The sequence below is a fragment of the Calothrix sp. UHCC 0171 genome (genome assembly GCF_034931845.1).
GTDB lineage: Bacteria > Cyanobacteriota > Cyanobacteriia > Cyanobacteriales > Nostocaceae > Brunnivagina.
The window spans coordinates 47,160-65,486 of sequence record NZ_JAYGHN010000035.1; the positions used below are offsets into that span (position 1 = coordinate 47,160).

At 40.6% G+C, this 18,327-nt stretch carries 15 protein-coding genes; 10 read left to right on the forward strand and 5 right to left on the reverse strand.

Annotation, left to right across the window (positions count from 1 at the left end):
- Together VB733_RS21750 and VB733_RS21755 are read right to left on the reverse strand one after the other, a co-directional pair.
- The gene (locus tag VB733_RS21750) at positions 1-1,296 is read right to left on the reverse strand and encodes an ABC transporter permease (RefSeq protein ID WP_323342144.1); all 1,296 of its coding nucleotides are present in this window, start codon (positions 1,294-1,296) and stop codon (positions 1-3) included.
- Positions 1,297-1,497: 201 nt separating this feature from the next.
- Positions 1,498-3,012: an efflux RND transporter periplasmic adaptor subunit gene (locus VB733_RS21755; RefSeq protein WP_323342145.1), complete on the reverse strand. Its 1,515-nt coding sequence runs from the start codon at positions 3,010-3,012 to the stop codon at positions 1,498-1,500.
- 548 nt (positions 3,013-3,560) lie between these two features.
- Here VB733_RS21755 and VB733_RS21760 point away from each other — a divergent pair.
- The 6 genes from VB733_RS21760 (at position 3,561) to mgtA (ending at position 10,088) form a co-directional block, all read left to right on the forward strand.
- Positions 3,561-3,986, forward strand: coding sequence for a hypothetical protein (locus VB733_RS21760; RefSeq protein WP_323342146.1), 426 nt, complete (start codon positions 3,561-3,563; stop codon positions 3,984-3,986).
- A gap of 49 nt (positions 3,987-4,035) precedes the next feature.
- Positions 4,036-4,575 carry a general stress protein gene (locus VB733_RS21765; RefSeq protein ID WP_323342147.1) on the forward strand — a complete coding sequence of 180 codons (540 nt, stop codon included), beginning with the start codon at positions 4,036-4,038 and terminating at the stop codon, positions 4,573-4,575.
- Between the two features lie 105 nt (positions 4,576-4,680).
- Positions 4,681-5,007: a hypothetical protein gene (locus tag VB733_RS21770; RefSeq protein WP_323342148.1), complete on the forward strand. Its 327-nt coding sequence runs from the start codon at positions 4,681-4,683 to the stop codon at positions 5,005-5,007.
- Positions 5,008-5,203: 196 nt separating this feature from the next.
- Positions 5,204-5,602: a hypothetical protein gene (locus VB733_RS21775; RefSeq protein ID WP_323342149.1), complete on the forward strand. Its 399-nt coding sequence runs from the start codon at positions 5,204-5,206 to the stop codon at positions 5,600-5,602.
- Between the two features lie 71 nt (positions 5,603-5,673).
- Positions 5,674-7,035: an FAD-dependent oxidoreductase gene (locus tag VB733_RS21780; RefSeq protein WP_323342150.1), complete on the forward strand. Its 1,362-nt coding sequence runs from the start codon at positions 5,674-5,676 to the stop codon at positions 7,033-7,035.
- 461 nt (positions 7,036-7,496) lie between these two features.
- Positions 7,497-10,088 carry a magnesium-translocating P-type ATPase gene (gene mgtA, locus VB733_RS21785; protein WP_323342151.1) on the forward strand — a complete coding sequence of 864 codons (2,592 nt, stop codon included), beginning with the start codon at positions 7,497-7,499 and terminating at the stop codon, positions 10,086-10,088.
- Positions 10,089-10,597: 509 nt separating this feature from the next.
- Here the strand turns inward: mgtA and VB733_RS21790 are convergent.
- Positions 10,598-10,825 (reverse strand): helix-turn-helix transcriptional regulator, encoded by a 228-nt coding sequence (locus tag VB733_RS21790; protein WP_323342152.1) that lies wholly within the window; start codon positions 10,823-10,825, stop codon positions 10,598-10,600.
- Positions 10,826-11,211: 386 nt separating this feature from the next.
- On the opposite strand from VB733_RS21790, the gene VB733_RS21795 reads away from it, so the two are divergent.
- On the forward strand, positions 11,212-12,603 hold the full coding sequence (locus VB733_RS21795) for a hypothetical protein (protein WP_323342153.1): 1,392 nt from the start codon (positions 11,212-11,214) through the stop codon (positions 12,601-12,603).
- 111 nt (positions 12,604-12,714) lie between these two features.
- Entirely contained in the window at positions 12,715-13,083 is a 369-nt protein-coding gene (locus VB733_RS21800; protein ID WP_323342154.1) for a hypothetical protein, read from the forward strand.
- A gap of 18 nt (positions 13,084-13,101) precedes the next feature.
- On the opposite strand, the gene VB733_RS21805 is transcribed toward VB733_RS21800, so the two are convergent.
- On the reverse strand, positions 13,102-13,317 hold the full coding sequence (locus VB733_RS21805; protein ID WP_323342155.1) for a hypothetical protein: 216 nt from the start codon (positions 13,315-13,317) through the stop codon (positions 13,102-13,104).
- 968 nt (positions 13,318-14,285) lie between these two features.
- On the opposite strand from VB733_RS21805, the gene VB733_RS21810 reads away from it, so the two are divergent.
- Together VB733_RS21810 and VB733_RS21815 are read left to right on the forward strand one after the other, a co-directional pair.
- Positions 14,286-14,495, forward strand: a complete 210-nt coding sequence (locus VB733_RS21810) for a molybdopterin-binding protein (protein WP_323342156.1) — start codon at positions 14,286-14,288, stop codon at positions 14,493-14,495.
- A gap of 342 nt (positions 14,496-14,837) precedes the next feature.
- On the forward strand, positions 14,838-15,047 hold the full coding sequence (locus tag VB733_RS21815; protein ID WP_323342157.1) for a molybdopterin-binding protein: 210 nt from the start codon (positions 14,838-14,840) through the stop codon (positions 15,045-15,047).
- Between the two features lie 160 nt (positions 15,048-15,207).
- On the opposite strand, the gene VB733_RS21820 is transcribed toward VB733_RS21815, so the two are convergent.
- Positions 15,208-16,455 (reverse strand): substrate-binding domain-containing protein, encoded by a 1,248-nt coding sequence (locus VB733_RS21820; RefSeq protein ID WP_323342158.1) that lies wholly within the window; start codon positions 16,453-16,455, stop codon positions 15,208-15,210.
- Between the last annotated feature and the right edge of the window lie 1,872 nt (positions 16,456-18,327).

Below are 18,327 nucleotides of genomic sequence, written 5' to 3' on the forward strand. Positions count from 1 at the left end.
TCACTCATTGTGTAGTGCTGAAATTGGATCTAATTTGGCAGCATTCCGCGCTGGGATACCGCCAGCCAGAACGCCAACTACTAATGAAAGGCTAAATCCTGTCCCAATCGACCACAACGGCACAATAAACGGAAATTTGAACACAGTTGCGGCAGCAAAGGCGAACCCGATACCCAATCCCACACCAATCACACCGCCAACCGTGGAGATAACGATCGCCTCCGTCAAAAACTGGCTCAAAATATCTGTGCCGGTTGCGCCCACAGCTTTACGAATGCCGATTTCTCGCGTTCGTTCCATCACTGAAACTAGCATGATGTTGGCAATGCCAATACCGCCCACAACTAGGGAAATCCCGGCGATCGCACCGATCATCAAGGTAAATGACCCCATCACATTGCTGAAAGTGCTGATAATATCAACTAAATTGATAATCCGAAAATCATCGACGGCTGAAGGATGAATGCCATGCCGTAGACGCAGAATATTTGTCACCTGAAATTGAGCCGAGTTCAGTTGATCGCCATCACTTGCTTCTACCCAGAATCCATTAATTGCTACACCCGTCAAGGCGTTATTGCCCACAATTTGGGCAGACATATTGGTAAGGGGGATATAAATCAGATCGTCTAGATCCTGTCCACCCGATGTTCCTTTTGATTCTGCCACCCCAACCACGGTGTATCGCTTGCCCCGAATCCGCAAATCAGTTCCAATCACAGTTTCGTCTGCGTTGAATAATTCATCGCGCACCTTAGAACCGAGAAACGCCACAGGTCGCCCAGCATCTAAATCCCCTTGATTAAAAAATAGTCCCACTTGGGGATGAATATTTTTCATCGTTGGGTAGTTCAAATCCGTACCTAAAAGGCTAGTAGCAATGTTGGTATTGCCCCGGACGACCTGAATTGAACCGCGTTGTAAGAATGCCGAAACCGATTTAGCGGCTGGGACTTGTTTGGCGATCGCCTGGGCATCTTCCCAGGTTAGTGTACTAGCTGAACCTGCGCCTTGGCTGATACCGCCTGTTCTGGCTGCCCCTGCGGAAACCAACATCACGTTTGTTCCCAAGGCTTGGATTTGTAACTCCGTTGACTTTTGTACGCCCTGTCCTACAGAGGTAATCGTAATCACCGAGGAGATGCCAATAATCACCCCCAACATAGTCAAACCTGTCCGCAGTTTATTACCCCACAGTGTTTCGACTGACATGATCAAAACTTCACTGAAAGATACCTTACGCTTTCCCGAACGGCGCGGACGAGTTTTTGTCTGTAAATTAGTAAGTTTTTTCATCGAAACCTCTGGGTCTGAAACCCCGTCCTTATAGGACGGCTTTGTGCTACAGTTAAGTACATACCGAGGGACATCCGGGAATTTAAGTCTGTGGAGCAAACATAAGACCGAAAAACCTTTGGGGTGGAGGCAGTTGCTAAGAAGCAGAAATCTAAGCCGTGAGACTTAGAGAATCCTTGACCTAAAGGTACAAGGAGTATGTCAAGAAGGTCTGCCATTAGCTGTAGAAACCTTACGAGTTCCAGGTGGAAAGCTGAGTAAAACGTTTTCGTTTCCAGTTAAGCCAGATTTGACCTCGGTTTTTTCATTTACTGTTGTCCCTACGACAATCGGCACAAAGACCGAATCGCCTTTGTCCTTGGTGACAAATACACCCTGAGCATTGTTTTGTTGCACGATCGCCCCAGTCGGCACTACTAGGACATTTTTTAACTCTCCAGCTTTAAAGTCCACAGTCACATTCATTCCTGATCGCAATAAGCCTTGGGTATCTGGCACTGATGTCTTCACTTCAAAGCTGGTCACATTCTGCACAACACTTGACTGGGTGGCAATTTGCGTCACCTCTCCGGTAAAAGTTTTCCCTGTATAAGCATCTGCCTGAATTGTTGCAACTATACCCATACGAATTTGGGCAATGTTCGCTTCTGCCACATCGGCAACAATCTGGTTCGTGGATGCAAGAGCCAAGATGGAAGAAGATGAGGCAGAGGAAACTGAACTACCTGCTGTGGTGGGTGTAACAAAAGAGCCAGGATCGGCAAATTTCCGGGCAACAATCCCACTAAAGGGGGCGCGGATCACCATATCGTTGAGGTTTGCTTGGATAATTTGCACCGCCCCCTGAGCCGATGCCACTTGAGCGCGGGCTTGCTGAATATCTTCCGGTCGTGACCCCGCTTGAGACAACGCCAGAGCTTCCTGTCTCTGCTTTACCACTGCCCTAGCTTGAGTAATATCTTCTGGACGAGTCCCCGATCGCACTAATGAAGTAGCTTGTTCTGCTTGCCTGACTTGAGTTTGGGCGCGATCGCGGCTAGTGCGGAAGGTATTTAGACTTTGGAGAGCGATCGCACCTGAACTATAGAGTTTTTGATTTCTTTGCAGATCATCTTCAGCTTGACGCAGAGCATATTGAGCATCTTTCAACTGAGCTTGGGCTTGGGCAACTTCCTGGAGTCGATTTCCATTCAGCAATTTTTGGAGATTTGCTTCTTGTTCAGCCAGTTGTGCTTTTGCTGTAGCAATATCTTCAGCACGATTCCCATTTACTAGTTTCTGCACATTTGCTTGAGCCGCAGCCAGATTACCCTGAGCCTGATGTAATTGCCCCTGAAGATTTGAGTCATCCATGTAAGCAAGTATCTGCCCTTGTTGCACAGAATCACCTTCTTTGACCAGCAGTTGCTTGAGAATCCCTGACGTTTTAGGACTCACATTTACTGATCGTTCAGGTTCCACCGTCCCATTTGCAGAAACTGTGATGGGCAGATTGCTCCGCTTAACTAAAGCCGTTTGCACCTTATTCTTTGCTTGTTTTTGAGGCACCACAACAAGTTGGTTATAAGCAAGATAGCTAATATTAATTATGGGTATCAATATCAGTAACCCAAGTAGCCATTTATTTGCTCTTAGCTTACTCAGTCCATTCGGCTTTAGTTCCTTTGGTTTTACCTCTTTAGGTTTTATCTCTTTAGGTATTAGGGAAATGCTCATAGGTAATACCTCTAATTTATAAAATGCAAAAGTGCTGGCAATCTTATCAAAACTGTCTATATAATTTTATGATTTGGGAAAATTATCAGGAAAAATTAAAGTATGAATACTCTTAACAATATAACCAATATAACAAAGTGATGTTTGATTTCCAGGGTTATTTGGTTGATTTAAAAAAACTCACCTTTTCATCTTAGGTATGAGAATAAATCAAGAGATCGCTAGAATAAAATTCAACAACATACTAGTTTTTTTTACCATATTCTCTCAGTTTTAGTTGGAGAATTTTTAACCTTTACCTTGTTGTACTAATCCCACGAGTCTTGTCAAAAGCGGCAAAGAGTAACTCACCACCATATAAAATACTTTTAAGGACGATTTAAATAATGGTTGAATTGTATAACTTATATTAAACCCTTCAAAAGATAGAGGTTATATATTTCCAAATTTGTAAATATTAAATGTGTGGTAAAACTCAAGCATGGCCTTAATTTTAAGCTTGACAATCATAGAGCCAGATTTCAGAAAATAATAATAGAGCAATTATCATGAGTACTGCAATTGATAACTTCACTAAAAACCTGCATGACAATCTAGAAGCAGTTGAAGAACGGGTAAAATCGCTGAAGGCAAGTATTCAATCTGCGCCGAAAAAAACTCAAATTGAGATTGAATCCCAACTTGAAGAAGCGAAAACAAAACTGGATGCTAAAAAACAAGAATTCGACGAATATCGAGCAAAGCTGAAAACTCAATTTGAAGAAAAAGAATCTGAAGTGAAGTCCCATGTTGAGGAATGGAAAACGAGCCGCAAAGTAAAGAAGCTTGAACATCGGGCAGATAAAGCTGAAAACCATGCAGCTACAGCGGCCTTTTTAGCGATCGCCACCCTTGAAGAAGCTGAAAAAGCCACCTTAGAAGCGATCGCCGCCAGACTAGATGCTGAAGCTGCTGCGGTAACTACGAAAAAGTAAAACCAAGCTTGTCTGAGAACTATTTCACATACATACAAGAGCCAAACTCATGACATATACACATACCGTTGTTGCCCATTTCCCTTCCCACGCAGAAGCAGAAAGGGTTGTATTGGAGCTACAAAAGTCAGGCTTCGATATGCAAAAGCTCTCAATCATTGGTAAAGACTACCAAACCACAGAAAATGTGCGAGGATTTCTCACCTGGAAAGATACAGCCAAAGCTGGGGCCGCAGGCGGTGGTTATTGGGGTAGCTTCGTCGGCGGTTTATTTGGCATTTTAGCAGGGGCTGGAGTGGTATTTATTCCCGGAGTCGCGCCGATCATCATTGCTGGCCCCATTGTGGGAGTATTGGCAGGTTGGTTGGAAGGAACCCTCGTTGGTGGCGCTGGTGCTGCTGCTGTTGGCGGACTAGCTGGTGCTTTAGGAGGGTTAGGAATCCCCAAGCACGAGATACTCAGGTACGAGACTAACATCCAAGCAGGCGAGTTCATCATCCTGGTGACAGGTAACAAGGATGATGTTAGTCAGGCGAAGCAAATGCTAGGCAAAATCAGTCATGAAATCAGCTTGTCTGTCCCTGTTTAAGGCTTTGAACTATTAATCTGCCAACATTAGACATCTGGTGAAAAACAATGTAGAGACGTAGCATTGCTACATCTCTACAAAGGTTATGGATAAGGAAATTATTTGATGACAACCACAAAAAATCATAGCCACTATTTTCAAAATATTAGCCATCTGCACAGCATACTTGCACCTATTATGTTGTTACCTTTATTGCTGACAACAATTACAGGAACTATTTTTCAGATTGTTGATTTAGCAGGTAAAAAAGATGGGTTTTACTGGTTATTAGATTGGCACAAGGGACATTTTGGCGCACTTAATCTAGAACTTATTTATCCCTTCCTGAATGCTCTCGGCTTGTTCATCTTGCTTTTTACAGGAATTTCTATGTGGTTTCATATGCAGCATACTTCTAAAAAGCAATTTACTGAGGTTCAAACCAATGATTAGTGAAGTGCAATCCTATCGCGTTCTGAGTGTTTATACCCAAGCCGCAACTAAGTACATTGCATCTCAGTATTTTGACTGAACTTTGAAATAGGTTAAAAAGCACAGTGCGGGATTTATCCACCAATCTTTATATAAAAGGATACTCCGCATTTTTTAATTTTTCATAATTCAAATTAGTTACTCTTTACCCTCAATTATGAGCGTTATGAATAGGGAAAATTTTATCAGTATTGCAGGAGGAATAATAATTGCAACTATGACAACATCTTATTTCTTAAGTGATAAAAGGAATCTTTTAAGGACGGATATAAAACCAGTAAACAATAACAAAGAAACTATCAAACCGGATGAAAAAGAAATTCTGTTTATCGTCTCCCTCGCGCCGAGTGGACACAATATGCAGCCGTGGTTTGTTCAATATCTCGAACCTTATCACTGGATTATCGGCAACGATAAAAGTAAATGGCTACCTGCCGTTGACCCGACTCAGAGAGAAACGATTTTATCAATTGGTACTTTTATTCAAAATCTGGAATATGCGGCTAGTTATTTTGGCTACGGCTGCAATTGGAATTTGCTAGCTAAGACCAATTAGGATGATTTATTTTGCTTTGATATTTTTATTTGTTAAAGAAACCAATTCAGACCATATTGCTGGGATTTGCTATGTGTTTTGCCTTCTGCTTGGTTTTGGGCAATTTAGTATTACCCGCAATCAAAATTTTATCCCAACCTCAGATCGAAGACATCCAGTGCGATCTTTTAGTGGTGGGTGGCGGAATCTCAGGGGTCGCGACAGCTTATGAAGCCTTAAAAACTGGACATACTGTTTGTCTAACTGAAATAACTGATTGGCTTGGGGGACAGGTTTCTTCTCAGGGGACTTCTGCGCTTGACGAAGAACTAGGAAAATCGACTCAATTGGCATTTTCTCAAGGCTATTTAGAGCTACGTCAGAGAATTGCCAGCCATTATGGGACTCAAAATCCAGGACGTTGTTGGGTCAGCGAGGTTTGTTTTTTCCCTCGTGATGGTCATCTGATTATTTTAGCTATGCTCCAAGAAGCTGCCAAGTCTGGAGGAGGAAGTTTACGCTGGTTTCCCAAAACGGTAATTAGAGAACTTCAAATTGTTCGCTCCAATAACCACAAATCCGAGCAAATTATCCAATCTGTTAGTGGAATTCAACATTTTGCTGCTTATGGGGCTCGATCGCTAAATACTTATCCTCTCTCCCAAACTTTAGAAGAGAGTTACAGCGAAAAAGATTCGGTCTTATTTGGCAAAGAAAAGATTCGCTTTCTTCCCCCTAAATCTGGGAGATGGTATGTCATTGAAGCAACTGCAACGGGAGAAATCATGGCTTTGGCTGATATTCCCTACCGTGTCTCTCGTCAAAACTACGAACAACCTTATTATCGACAGAAGTTTTCGCCAACGAGATACCAAGCTCTCAAAAATGCTCTTGCTAGTTTAGGAGAGTCGGGGATGCAGCGTACTCAGTCAACAGTTTTTCCCGATAGCGTGGGAATCGGTCACTATCCAATAGACATTCACGGCTGTATGGCACTGAGTCCTCCAGAGCGATCGCTTAATTACGAACGTCCTGAAGAAAAACAAGCTCACGCTCAAACCTATCCTTTTCAAATTCCTTTGCGGGCAATGATTCCTCAAAAAATTGATAACCTTTTGGTAACGGGAACAAATATTGCGACCAGTCATATTAGTGCTGCTGCTTACCGAACTCAGTCGATTGAATGGTCTACTGGTGCTGCTGCGGGAATGACTGCTACTTTTGCCTTAGAACAAAATATTTGGGCTGATCAATTAGTGGAAACCTTACCTCGGAAAAACGCCAAATTGATGACCCTGCAACAGCGTCTGCGCGATCGCGGTAATCCGATTGCCTTTCCTGTTTCTCCTACTGAATGGTTATGGAAATGGCGGTTGATAATTATTGGATTATTGCTGTCTGGTGTTTTGTTAGTATTGTTGCAAAAGTTCGGAAAATTAACTAAATCTAAATAATGACTGCTCGTCTTCTTTGATAAGTTTTAGCAGTTTAGCCACCTGGAATCAAAATCTCATCCTTTAGAGAGACCGCCAGTTGCTAGTTTACTGCAATCATTTAGGATGGAGCAGTTTTTGGACATAGTTTGTTTTAAGTACTTTGAAGGAATTATATATATTTGTCATTGCGTAGCTTGCTTCTCCGCAGGAGTGTGAAGCAAAGTGTAACATTCGCTGTTGGGCAAAGTCGTTCCCGCAGGGTAAGCATTCCCAAAGGGTAGCGGACACGCTCCGCTTTTCCTTAATGCCTAATGGGCTATACGTAAGGGTTTGAGTAGAATCAAATTGATTAGCGAAAGCATAAATATTTTTGTTTAATTAATCATTAAGAAGCCCTGTACCATAGACTTTCTGTTAGTGTCATTGCTGGACAAGGTTTTCAGGATTTAGATGTGTTTGCCCTAGCTTTCAGGTGCATTATGAGACCCCCAAAAACCACACCGATGAATCCTCAACTCTCCACATTTTGGAGCTTACCCACGGAGCAGGTGCTTCAGCAAATGCACTCTACAATCTCCGGGTTAAGCCGTCAAGATGCCAAACAACGCCTGAGCGAGTACGGCGCAAACAGGCTCAAACAGAAACACAAATCGAGCGCATGGATGCTGTTGCTCAATCAGTTCAAGAGTCCGATTATCTTAATTCTGATTTTTGCGGCGGTGCTATCGATTTTTCTGAAAGATGCGGCAGATGCCATAATCATTTTGGCGATCGTCTTCATCAGTGGGCTATTAGGATTTTGGCAAGAGCGAGGAGCCTCGAATGCTGTCGAAAAATTATTGGCATTAGTGCAAGTTAAAGCAACTGTTTTGAGGGATGGGAAATCTCAAGAAATCCCCACCGAGGAAATAGTCAGGGGCGATATTGTAGTGCTTTGTGCGGGTAAAAATATTCCGGGTGACTGTCTAGTTTTAGAGTCGAAAGATTTATCGGTGGATGAAGCAGCACTGACAGGAGAAACCTATCCAGTTGACAAGTTAAGTGGCCTATTACCTGCGGAAACTGGACTAGCCCAACGCACCAATTCCCTTTATATGGGAACCAATGTTATTAGTGGAACGGCAAAAGCAGTAGTCGTTCATACTGGAAAAGAAACTGAATTCGGCAAAGTATCGGAACGGCTGAAACTCAGACCTCCCGAAACCGAATTTGAAATCGGATTGGGTAAGTTTGGCTACTTTCTCATGGAAGTAACGCTAATTTTGGTAGTGCTAATTTTTGTCGCTAACGTCTATCTCCATCGCCCAGTACTGGAATCCTTTCTATTTTCTCTGGCGCTGGCGGTGGGTTTGACTCCTCAATTGTTACCTGCAATCGTTAGCGTTAACCTGGCTCGTGGTGCCAAGAAAATGGCGAAAAAGCAGGTGATCGTGAAGCGCTTACCCGCGATCGAAAACTTTGGCAGTATGAACGTGTTTTGCACCGATAAAACGGGGACGCTGACGGAAGGAGAGGTGAAAATTCACTCTGCGGTTGATGTGGAAGGGAAAGAAAGCGTTGGCGTTGGCGAAAGCCCGCCGTTAGGCGTAGCCTCGCCGCAGGCGACTCGCGTTCTGCTTTACGCTTATTTGAATGCTGCATCTGAGTCGGGTTATGTCAATCCCATCGATGCAGCGATTCGCGAATACAAAACATTCGATATTTCTGGCTATCAAAAGTTAGATGAAGTCGCCTATGACTTTAACCGCAAACGTCTAAGCATCTTATTCAAGAAAGAAAGTACGCATCTGATTATCACTAAAGGCGCACTGAAAAATATTCTGGATGTTTGCTCAAATGTTGAGATTGTTGAGGGGAAAACTATTGACATTGCAGATCAGCGACAAAAACTCCACCAACAGGCTGAAGAATTAGGTAGTAGGGGATTTAGAGCCTTGGGTGTGGCTTATCGCGATTTTAATCAAGATTCTTTCAGCAAAGACGATGAAACGAACATGACATTTCTCGGCTACCTAGCTCTGTTTGATCCGCCAAAACCTGGTATTGCTGACACTCTCAAAGAGTTACAACTGCTAGGAATCACCCCAAAAATGATTACTGGAGACAGTAAGGCGGTGGCGATGAGTATCATTCATCAGGTAGGACTGCCTAAACCAAAGGCGTTGACAGGCTCTGAACTAGAAAAGCTCAGTGATGAAGCCTTGATGCATCAAGTGCAACAAACAAATGTCTTTGCCGAGGTAGAGCCAAACCAAAAAGAGCGTATAATCATCGCCCTCAAAAAAGCGGGGAATGTAGTTGGATATCTGGGAGACGGTATTAATGATGCTTCTGCGCTTCATGCTGCTGATGTGGGTATTTCGGTTGAAAGTGCAGTCGATGTCGCCAAGGAAGCTGCTGATATTGTGTTGATGGAAAAGGATTTAAATGTCCTTGTCGAAGGCGTAAAGGAAGGACGCATTACATTTGCCAACACTTTAAAGTATGTATTTATGGCAACTAGCGCCAATTTTGGCAATATGTTTAGTATGGCGGGAATTTCTCTGTTTCTGCCCTTTTTGCCGCTACTACCCAGTCAGATTTTGCTGACGAACTTACTAACTGATTTCCCAGAATTGACGATCGCAACAGATCGGGTAGATAGGGAGTTAGTCAACAAACCTCGCCGGATGGATATCAAGTTTATCCGCAACTTCATGATCGTGTTTGGTTTGCTGAGTTCAATATTTGATTATCTCACCTTTGCGGCACTGCTGTTGCTGCTACAAGCTCAACCAGAACAGTTTAGAACAGGCTGGTTTTTGGAGTCTGTCATTTCTGCATCGCTGGTTGTGTTAGTCGTTCGTACTCGCCAATCCATTTTCAACAGTAAGCCAGGAAAATACTTGTTGATGGCAACACTGGCGACTATCGGAGTGACAATAATCATTCCTTGGACACCGTTAGCAAGGGTATTCGGATTTCAACCATTGCCGTTGAATTTTATGCTAGTTCTGGGGGCGATCGTGGTGTTCTACGTGACTGCGGCGGAGAATATCAAACGAGTATTTTATAATCACGTAAAATTTTAGTATTTTTTGAAACGATTTTCCACATCACCTCGCAGGTGGTTGAGTTATGCCGCACCCTCGATAGCATCTGTCGCACCGAATTTGCAGATTGCACACCCTGAAATATTCCCCAAACTGCGGAGAAATATCCTTTGAGATTGATCGATACTCCCGTCTCCCAACTCAGCGATGCGATAACTAAATCGTATTTGGTGTAGGGTAAACGCATCTAAATCCTGAAAAGCTTTCAACTTTTATTAACATCACTCAATAATCAACAAAACCTTTGCCCAGTAAGCATTTCACAAATAAGGTGCCAAAGACATTTATTCGTCTTGTTATTTTGCGGACGCTCCAGGAAAATTTTACTGAAGCGATCGCTATTTTAGAGTTTACAGTTTATAAAAATATTTAATCAATTTTAATCATCAACGTATTTCCTGATGTTGAAGAAATAATTTTTAATTTCAGCGTTAAATTCATATCAAATTCTTGTATAAGAAATAACCGAACCAACTATGTAAGTCACATCAGGACTGACTTTGATATTGCAACGCTTGAGACATCGACTCATTAACTGCTTGTTCTAGTTCTTCAATTGAACAATTATAAAGCCTGCATAATGCTGCGACTTGGTCAATTCTCAGCTTGGGCATAGTACGTCCTTTCTCCCAATTACGGACGGAGGATTCGCCAACACCGACTTTACTGGCAACATCAACTGTTCTCAAATTTAATCGCTCTCTTAACTGTTTCATATCCATTACAAGAAACTTTACCTTTTAATTACCGCAACGGGTTGACGGCTAGTGACAACGCAACTAGAATTAGTAATGAATAACTATCGCACTCAATTGTCAATATTTCGTTGCAACAGTCAGTGTCAACCCCTTGCGAGGTCAATATTAATCATGGCATAACGACTACTTGGAGAAAAATACTCTTGCTGTTATTCCATGTCGCATCAACGAAGAAAAACACATTTGTTGATTATGGACAGAATAAAAATCAGCAAGGCTGCTCAGAGTCCTAAGTCTTGATATCCACAACGAAAGAACATTCAATTAGTGCCAAACCTTCTGCTCAGACTCGCGATCGGTTCAGAAGGCTTGGTTCCCAAAATATAAAAGGGACATCTTTAATTATGAATATAACTGCACCTTTTGCAATAGCCTACAACTTCGACTACGATCGCTTTGCCAAACCCGACTTGCAAACCAAGGCAAAATCCACCCTCGGAAGTTTCGTTGGTTTCGTTCGTCAAACCTTCGACGGGTTGTTGGAGATAGGGCGATCACTCCAAGATTTTTACTTAGACTGCCTTGCATTTTGCCCCAATGGGAAGAAAGTATTTTCTGAATGGCTTGCCTCGCCTGATTTTGGTGCATCACGCTATATCGCCTCCTCTGCGATGGAGATTTATGCTTGGTTTGAGAAATTACCAGTGCGATCGCAAAAACTAATCCGTCAAAATGTCCAAAACTGGAGCGTTTCTGCGCTGCGACAGTTAACCAAAGTCAGCCACGATTTGGTTAAAGAATTAGTGCGATCGGGTAAGAAAACAGCAGCACAGGTTAAGCAGGAAAGCGGGAGTGAGGGAGTGAGGGAGAAAGGGAATAAACAAATACCAAGCACAGAAGTAAGTCAAACTCCAGCTTTGCCAACTACGGAATTAGCCCCAGGAATGCGGATTGTGGTCAAGGAAGATAATGCAGGATGGAACGGACATAGTGGGATAATCATGTCCAAGCGAGAGGGAGATTTTTGGGTACTGCTCGACCACACTGTTTTCCAGGGAATGGAAGTCAAACACCTGCTCAAACCCCACCAAATCGAGCCAGAAGCTCAACAGCCAGTGAGAAAGGCTAATTCTCAGGAATTGTTTACCGCAGCCGAAGTTGAGCAGAAAATTGCAGATGCGATCGCTCAATACAATCACGAAAAAGCTGAGTCAGAACAGGGAAGATTTGTAGAAATTCGAGATGCAGCACTACAAGCGGCAAAACAAGAACTTCAAGCAGCGCAAGAACATGCTCGTGCGATCGCGCAGAAAAATCAAGATTTACTCGCACAACTGGCTGCGAAAGAGGACGAGCTAAAGTCAGTGCAAGCTCTACAAACAAGGAATAAACAACTCGAACAACGGGTTACAGAATTAGAAAAAGCTCTCGAATATTCCAATTCGCGGACAGATAATTGGGGAAATACGCTCAACAATCAAGCTGTAAGGGTTGTCAACAAAGAAGTTGAGAAAGCGATCGAGCCTTTGACGCGGGAAGTTGATCGCCTAAATAACGTATTGTCCCAAAAAGAACAAGAACTTGTTCGGCTGCAAATGAGTAACAATCAAGAATCAGATGCTGTTGTGGCTGAGTTTGGGGAGATTGGAGAAAGATTTGGCTGGAGCGGATGGAGTTCTCGCGGATATCGTGCTGCAAGTGGAATGCTTTGTACTGGGGTGAATGCGATCGCTCAATTTATTACCGATTTGAAAGCTTCTTATCCGAGTCACCAACAGCAGGAAATAGCGTTTTAGATTCGCATCAAATTTAGATTTATATCGAATATTGCTATTGGTTGGGAATGGCTTCGTAGTCGTTTGGCGATCGCTTTGGGATGACAAATAGAAATTCAAGACAGAAATAAAATGCAATGCCAAGAAAAGCTAATTAATGCCAAGAAAATCCCCCGTTGGTTCGTAAAATTCATACTGCGACAAACAGCCAATAATCCAAATACTCAAAAAATATTTTTGGCACTTTTACAGCCAATGACACCACAGGAATGGTGCCTTATTTGGATGCCCATTATTCATCCTGGGGTTGAGTTACCGCAAGAAGGAGAACGTAATCCTTGTGGTTATATGAAAGCTTGCCTCACTACTTTGTCGGCGTTAACAGGCTACCACGAGCGTACTGTGGAAGGGTGGTTTTATGGAAAACCCTACCATTATTCTGTGGAAATTCTACTGCGTTGTTTCCATTTGATTTTTACATTGCAGCAATATTTACAGTAATTAAATTTAGAAATAAGATTAAAAATCAGAAAAATTATCGACTCGAATATCTCTCCAAATATCGAAGACTTGCCACCCTGAGTACCCAACAGATTGGACTATGGGGTAATTCCGCATTGGAATATAGTTAGATTTTTTATTTTCTATAATGATGCGTTTTGGCTCCAGACTCATCTCTGATAAATTCTTGATATCCAGTTGTAAATTTTGTTCTTCTTCCTCCATATTCTTCATTTTGAGGAGAAGAAGTTGTTCTGATTTCTTAATTAACGTGAGTTCGACGGATTTAAAACGCTATAAAGCTTGTGAATCAATGGTTTTGGACACTAAGGCTCAAAGACTACCTCAATCATTAGTTGAGAACCAAGTCAATAATTCGCAAATTCAAGGGTTACTGATTCGATTCTCAATAAACTCAGAGTTTTTAGAAACTCTTGGTTATCACACATAATACTGGATAAGAGTTTCAGCCTTTATAACTCATCGAACTCACGTTAATTAGTTTCATATCTCTATTTTGAACTAGCAATCAAATGGAACCTGATATATGGACGAAAATAAAGGCTTACTATTATAACATATAGAGGCTATGTAATTAATTGGATTCGATGGAAGATATTATTCTCCATCCACTCTCTAATTCATTGGTCACAAGTTAAGGTTGCAAAGTATTTGTCAATCTAGCTATAAAGTGAGAGCTATGCTAAAAATTGTCAAAGAAAGTGTTGTTTTGGGGTTAGCAATCACCTAATCTTTGTGCTGAACATTTATATTTTTCTTGAAAATTCAGTACAAATCTTAGTTTTATGCCTTAATTACTGCTAAAAATTCAGCATAATTTCTAGTTAAGAAAAGAAACGTTATTTTAACTTGTTACAAATGTTCTAATCAAATTATCCTGGAGACTTTACTCTATTTGTAGTACAGAAACGATACTAGTATGGAGCAATACATCACATTCATATCTTTCTCCAAATATTTATCAATACATTAATTGGACGCAGGGAAATATAGCAGCAATTTGAAGATATGCCACAGAGGGATAAGTTTGAACATCTGTCTGTTTTTTGGTACTAGTATTTATTTGCATGTATAAAGTGACTATTGTAACTGGAAACTCTCTAAATTTTTGCGCGACGAGATATTAGTTATTCTATGTTATATAGTATTCATATATGTAGAAATATGTTTGGTCAGGGAAAATGAAAATTAGCGCCCGCAATGTCCTAAAAGCAAAAGTCAAAAAAATTATACCCGGTAGCGTAAACTCTGAGGTTATATTAGAACTTTCACCAGGGGTAGAAGTTACATCCATTATTACAAAGGATGCGGTTTCCTCACTTGGTTTAATTGAGGGTAAAGATGCTTACGCTGTTGTTAAATCTACGGATGTAATGGTTGGCGTCGATTAACCATAGCTAGTGTAAACATAGTATATTCTGACAGACGATATACTGTTTTACATAATAGATATTGAGCTAACATTATACTCCAGGAGTAAGTACGGTTTTTGCAAGTACTATTTAGATATATACTTCGTAATTCTACCATTACCCAAGAAATGAAAAGATATAATGCTACTAAGTAATGTATTTATCCTAACTTACGAAGTAAAATCCGATATAAATTTAATCCAATTGAGAGCCCCAGTGAATTTACATGACAGCAGTAAATTCACTGAGGTATTTTTAACGATAAAGTTGTTATATTTACTTAAATGCTTACCAATTAATCAAGAACAAAAGTAACTCAGTATGAAAGTTAGTGCTCGTAATGCTCTGAAAGGCAATGTTAAAAAAGTTATTCCTGGAGCTATTAATACGGAGATAATTATTGAAATTGCCCCTGGAGTAGAAGTAACCTCAATTATTACAAAAGCTTCAGCAGAAAACCTTAATATTTCTGAAGGGAGTCCAGTATACGCTGTGATTAAGTCTTCAGATGTGATAGTTGCTGTTGACTAAAAAATGTTTTTATCAGTTAGACAGTTCAATATAAAAAATAAATTGTCTATTTTCTGATTCATTAAAGTAATTTTGGTATCCCTAACTTTAAAAAAAAGTTAGGGATATTCTTTTTCACATTCCATTAACTGTTATTAAATTTCCGCATAAGTGAACCATCTTAAATATTTGCTACAACTTCGCCTATTCTACTAGTATCATAACCACCAAGAATCTCAAATTGCGATCGCACTAATCTATGTCCCAAAGTACCAAGCAACTGCTGTACTGGTGCTTCTTGCAAGTATTCCTTAAGTATTACTAGGTCATACCGCGAATGGTGTAGAGAGACAAATCCTAACCCATAAATATCAGCAATAGAAGCAGTACTAACTCCTGCATTTACAATTCCGGAAACTACTGCTTTGGCAACATCTTGGTGACTGTGAAGGATATAATCAAACCCTTTAACTGCATTCAATGGTACCTTTTCTCGCTCCAGTAGTTGTTCTAGGATGATTCGACTACCAGCACCAGGTTCACGGTTTGCAATACTTACTCCCCTAGATGCCAAGTCTGCAACTGTTTGAATTCCCATTGGATTACCTGGGGGCACTAAAAGTCCTTCTTCCCAGATACCCAAGGTAATCAAAACTGCTTCCTTACCTGCGAGAATCTCCCGTGCAAAAGGAACATTATGTTCTCCTGTTTGAGAGTCGTATAGGTGCATCCCTGCAATGTGAACCTCTCCTCTGCATAAACTATGCAAAGCTGCCATACTATTGGCAAAAGTATAATTGACCCGTAACTGGGGATGCCAGTGTTCAGTAGCTCTTGCCCACAGCGAAATTACTGGAGCACAACCAGCAATCACCACTGTATTATGCAGTTTGTCTACATCGTCTAACAGCCTGACTCGAACAATGTTTGCACCGGTTTGATTTTTAGTTTTACTTTCCGGATACTCTGCGGCAAAACCTTCTCCCCTTCCTGAGGGATCAAGAATTTTGCTTCTGCTTTCTAATCCTTTTGGCAATTCCTCAACAGCTTTATTCAACACAAATGCCTCACCATCTGCGGCTATCATTTCTGTACGAAAAGCATCTTTCCCCACAAGCGGATAGGCTATCCATTGCCCTGACACCCGTGCTATGCTTACACGAAATTTCTGAGTTTCTGGTACTGCTCTACTAAGAACTGCTTCAATTTCTGGTAAATCTTGCTCAAACCAAAATAAATCTTCAACTTTACAGCCTAGGGCTTTGGCTAACCGCAATGTAATTGCGACCGAAGGAGTATACTGTCTAGATTCTACACCACTAATCGTCTGACGGGTAACACCAGCAATATTTGCTAAATCTTGTTGGCTCAAGCCCAAACGAGTTCTTATGGACTTGATATTATTGTAAAGATTTGCATCTTGCTTCATCTGGCTTTTTTTCTCCGTGGGAATTAGCCACAGCAGACTTACCAATGTTGTGAGTAAATTCAGCTGGGCAGTAGATTTTAGTCTTTTTGTAGATTTTACTTTGCCTCGAATACTGCTTGCGCCTTTATATTTACAATTCCCTTGAACAAAAGGTAGAAAAGTCTATATTACGAGGATAGGCTGGCTGGAAACTTATCATTCACTACTTTAACACTCGCTTTTTCCATATACTGAACTTACTTTTACCCCTCCGCAAGTTTACCATACACTTGGCTAAAGGAGTCTTCATAATTAAACAACATAAAAAAATAAAGGAGTATGTATCTTTACTTTTTAACGATGAGATATACAGTTGTATGGCAAAAGATTCATACAACAATGTAGTTAGCGATCGCACAGTTTGATTTCTATATCTCCAGAAGTTAATCTAGATATGTGGCACAGCTACTTTCCAACAAGGGTTTCAGCCGACGAAGAACTAATTTCTAGAAATATCTCTTGTATATAGTAGTTAGAATTAGAATCGCTTACAAAATAATTCAATATGCATACTATATGAATAAGTTTAAAACTGTTATCTATGAATGTATTATTCATAATATTTACAGCAGTTAAAGTGGTCAAATAATTTTTTTGAGCGCAAGTAAATTGGCAACTTGTATGGTATGCTTGATATATAGGGAATCAAAGATATAAAAGCACAAAAGGTTTTCTCTGGCATAGGCATTGTGGCAATTGCCTAGCCTCTCTTTAACTTTTGTATGCTTTCGGTGAAACAGTTAAATCCTAATAAATTAACCAATAGTTTGATGAACTGGTGATTTACTTCCACAAGTCTCGTCGGGAGGTGATTGTGGAATTAGAAAACCTTTCCTCGGATATACACCTGTGATGAAATGGTGATTTACTTCCACAAGTCTCGTCGGGAGGTGATTGTGGAATTGAAAACCTTTCCTCAGAGTTATGCCGTAGGTTACTTACAGTTCATCATCCTGCTTGGGGTAAGTATCTGAAAATTAGGCAATTGTCTGATGAACTGACAGTCTTTGCTCACAACTTATGGGGATATTTTGTGAGTTAGTTGACTGGTAGCAGTTTCAAGGATAATATTTGGGAACCTTGAGATGTTTGCAGTTCAGTGAGCAACAATTGATATCATGTCCGTCTACGTACCCTAAATAAAACTTACGCTTAAGCGCTAATGTGCAGAATTCGTAAGATAACTTTATTATGGTTGTACTACCGGACATAAATAAAACAGAAAATTTGTCTGTAGAGATGTGATTAATCGCATCTCTACAAATAGTTTTTGGGGGAGCATCCCAATTAGGCAAATTTATTTGTAGTGGTAATATATTAGATTCTTGATAGTGTCTTTTACTAATAAGTCACTCCTATAGATAGCTAGGCTAATACACTACATGTTCAGAAAGACTAGGCTCTCATTTTGGAGTTTCGATTAGATTTATTAATTTTGAATATGTAAACAGTCAGAGTAATTATCTTTAATATTTACCAAAGATAATTACTCTCAAAAACAGCGTATATATTCTCTTATTTTACTTGTTTATATCGGAAATGTGTTCATTAATATATTTTTTATTATTTTATTCATTTGTTATTTAACTAACGATTATAAATGGAAATATTTATTAATATTTAATTATCAATATACACATCATGTTGCCTAACAAGAAGAGAAGAAAAATATTCGGAAGCAGAGAAAATAGCAGGAGCAAAAAGCAATGCCATTACACTTACTAAAGTGCGATGAAACTATTCCCGAACGGGAAAAGCACGTATATATCAAAGAAAAAGGAGAAGACACAACCCAGTTTCTCCCCCTATCCAACATCGCAACAATCCCAGGCT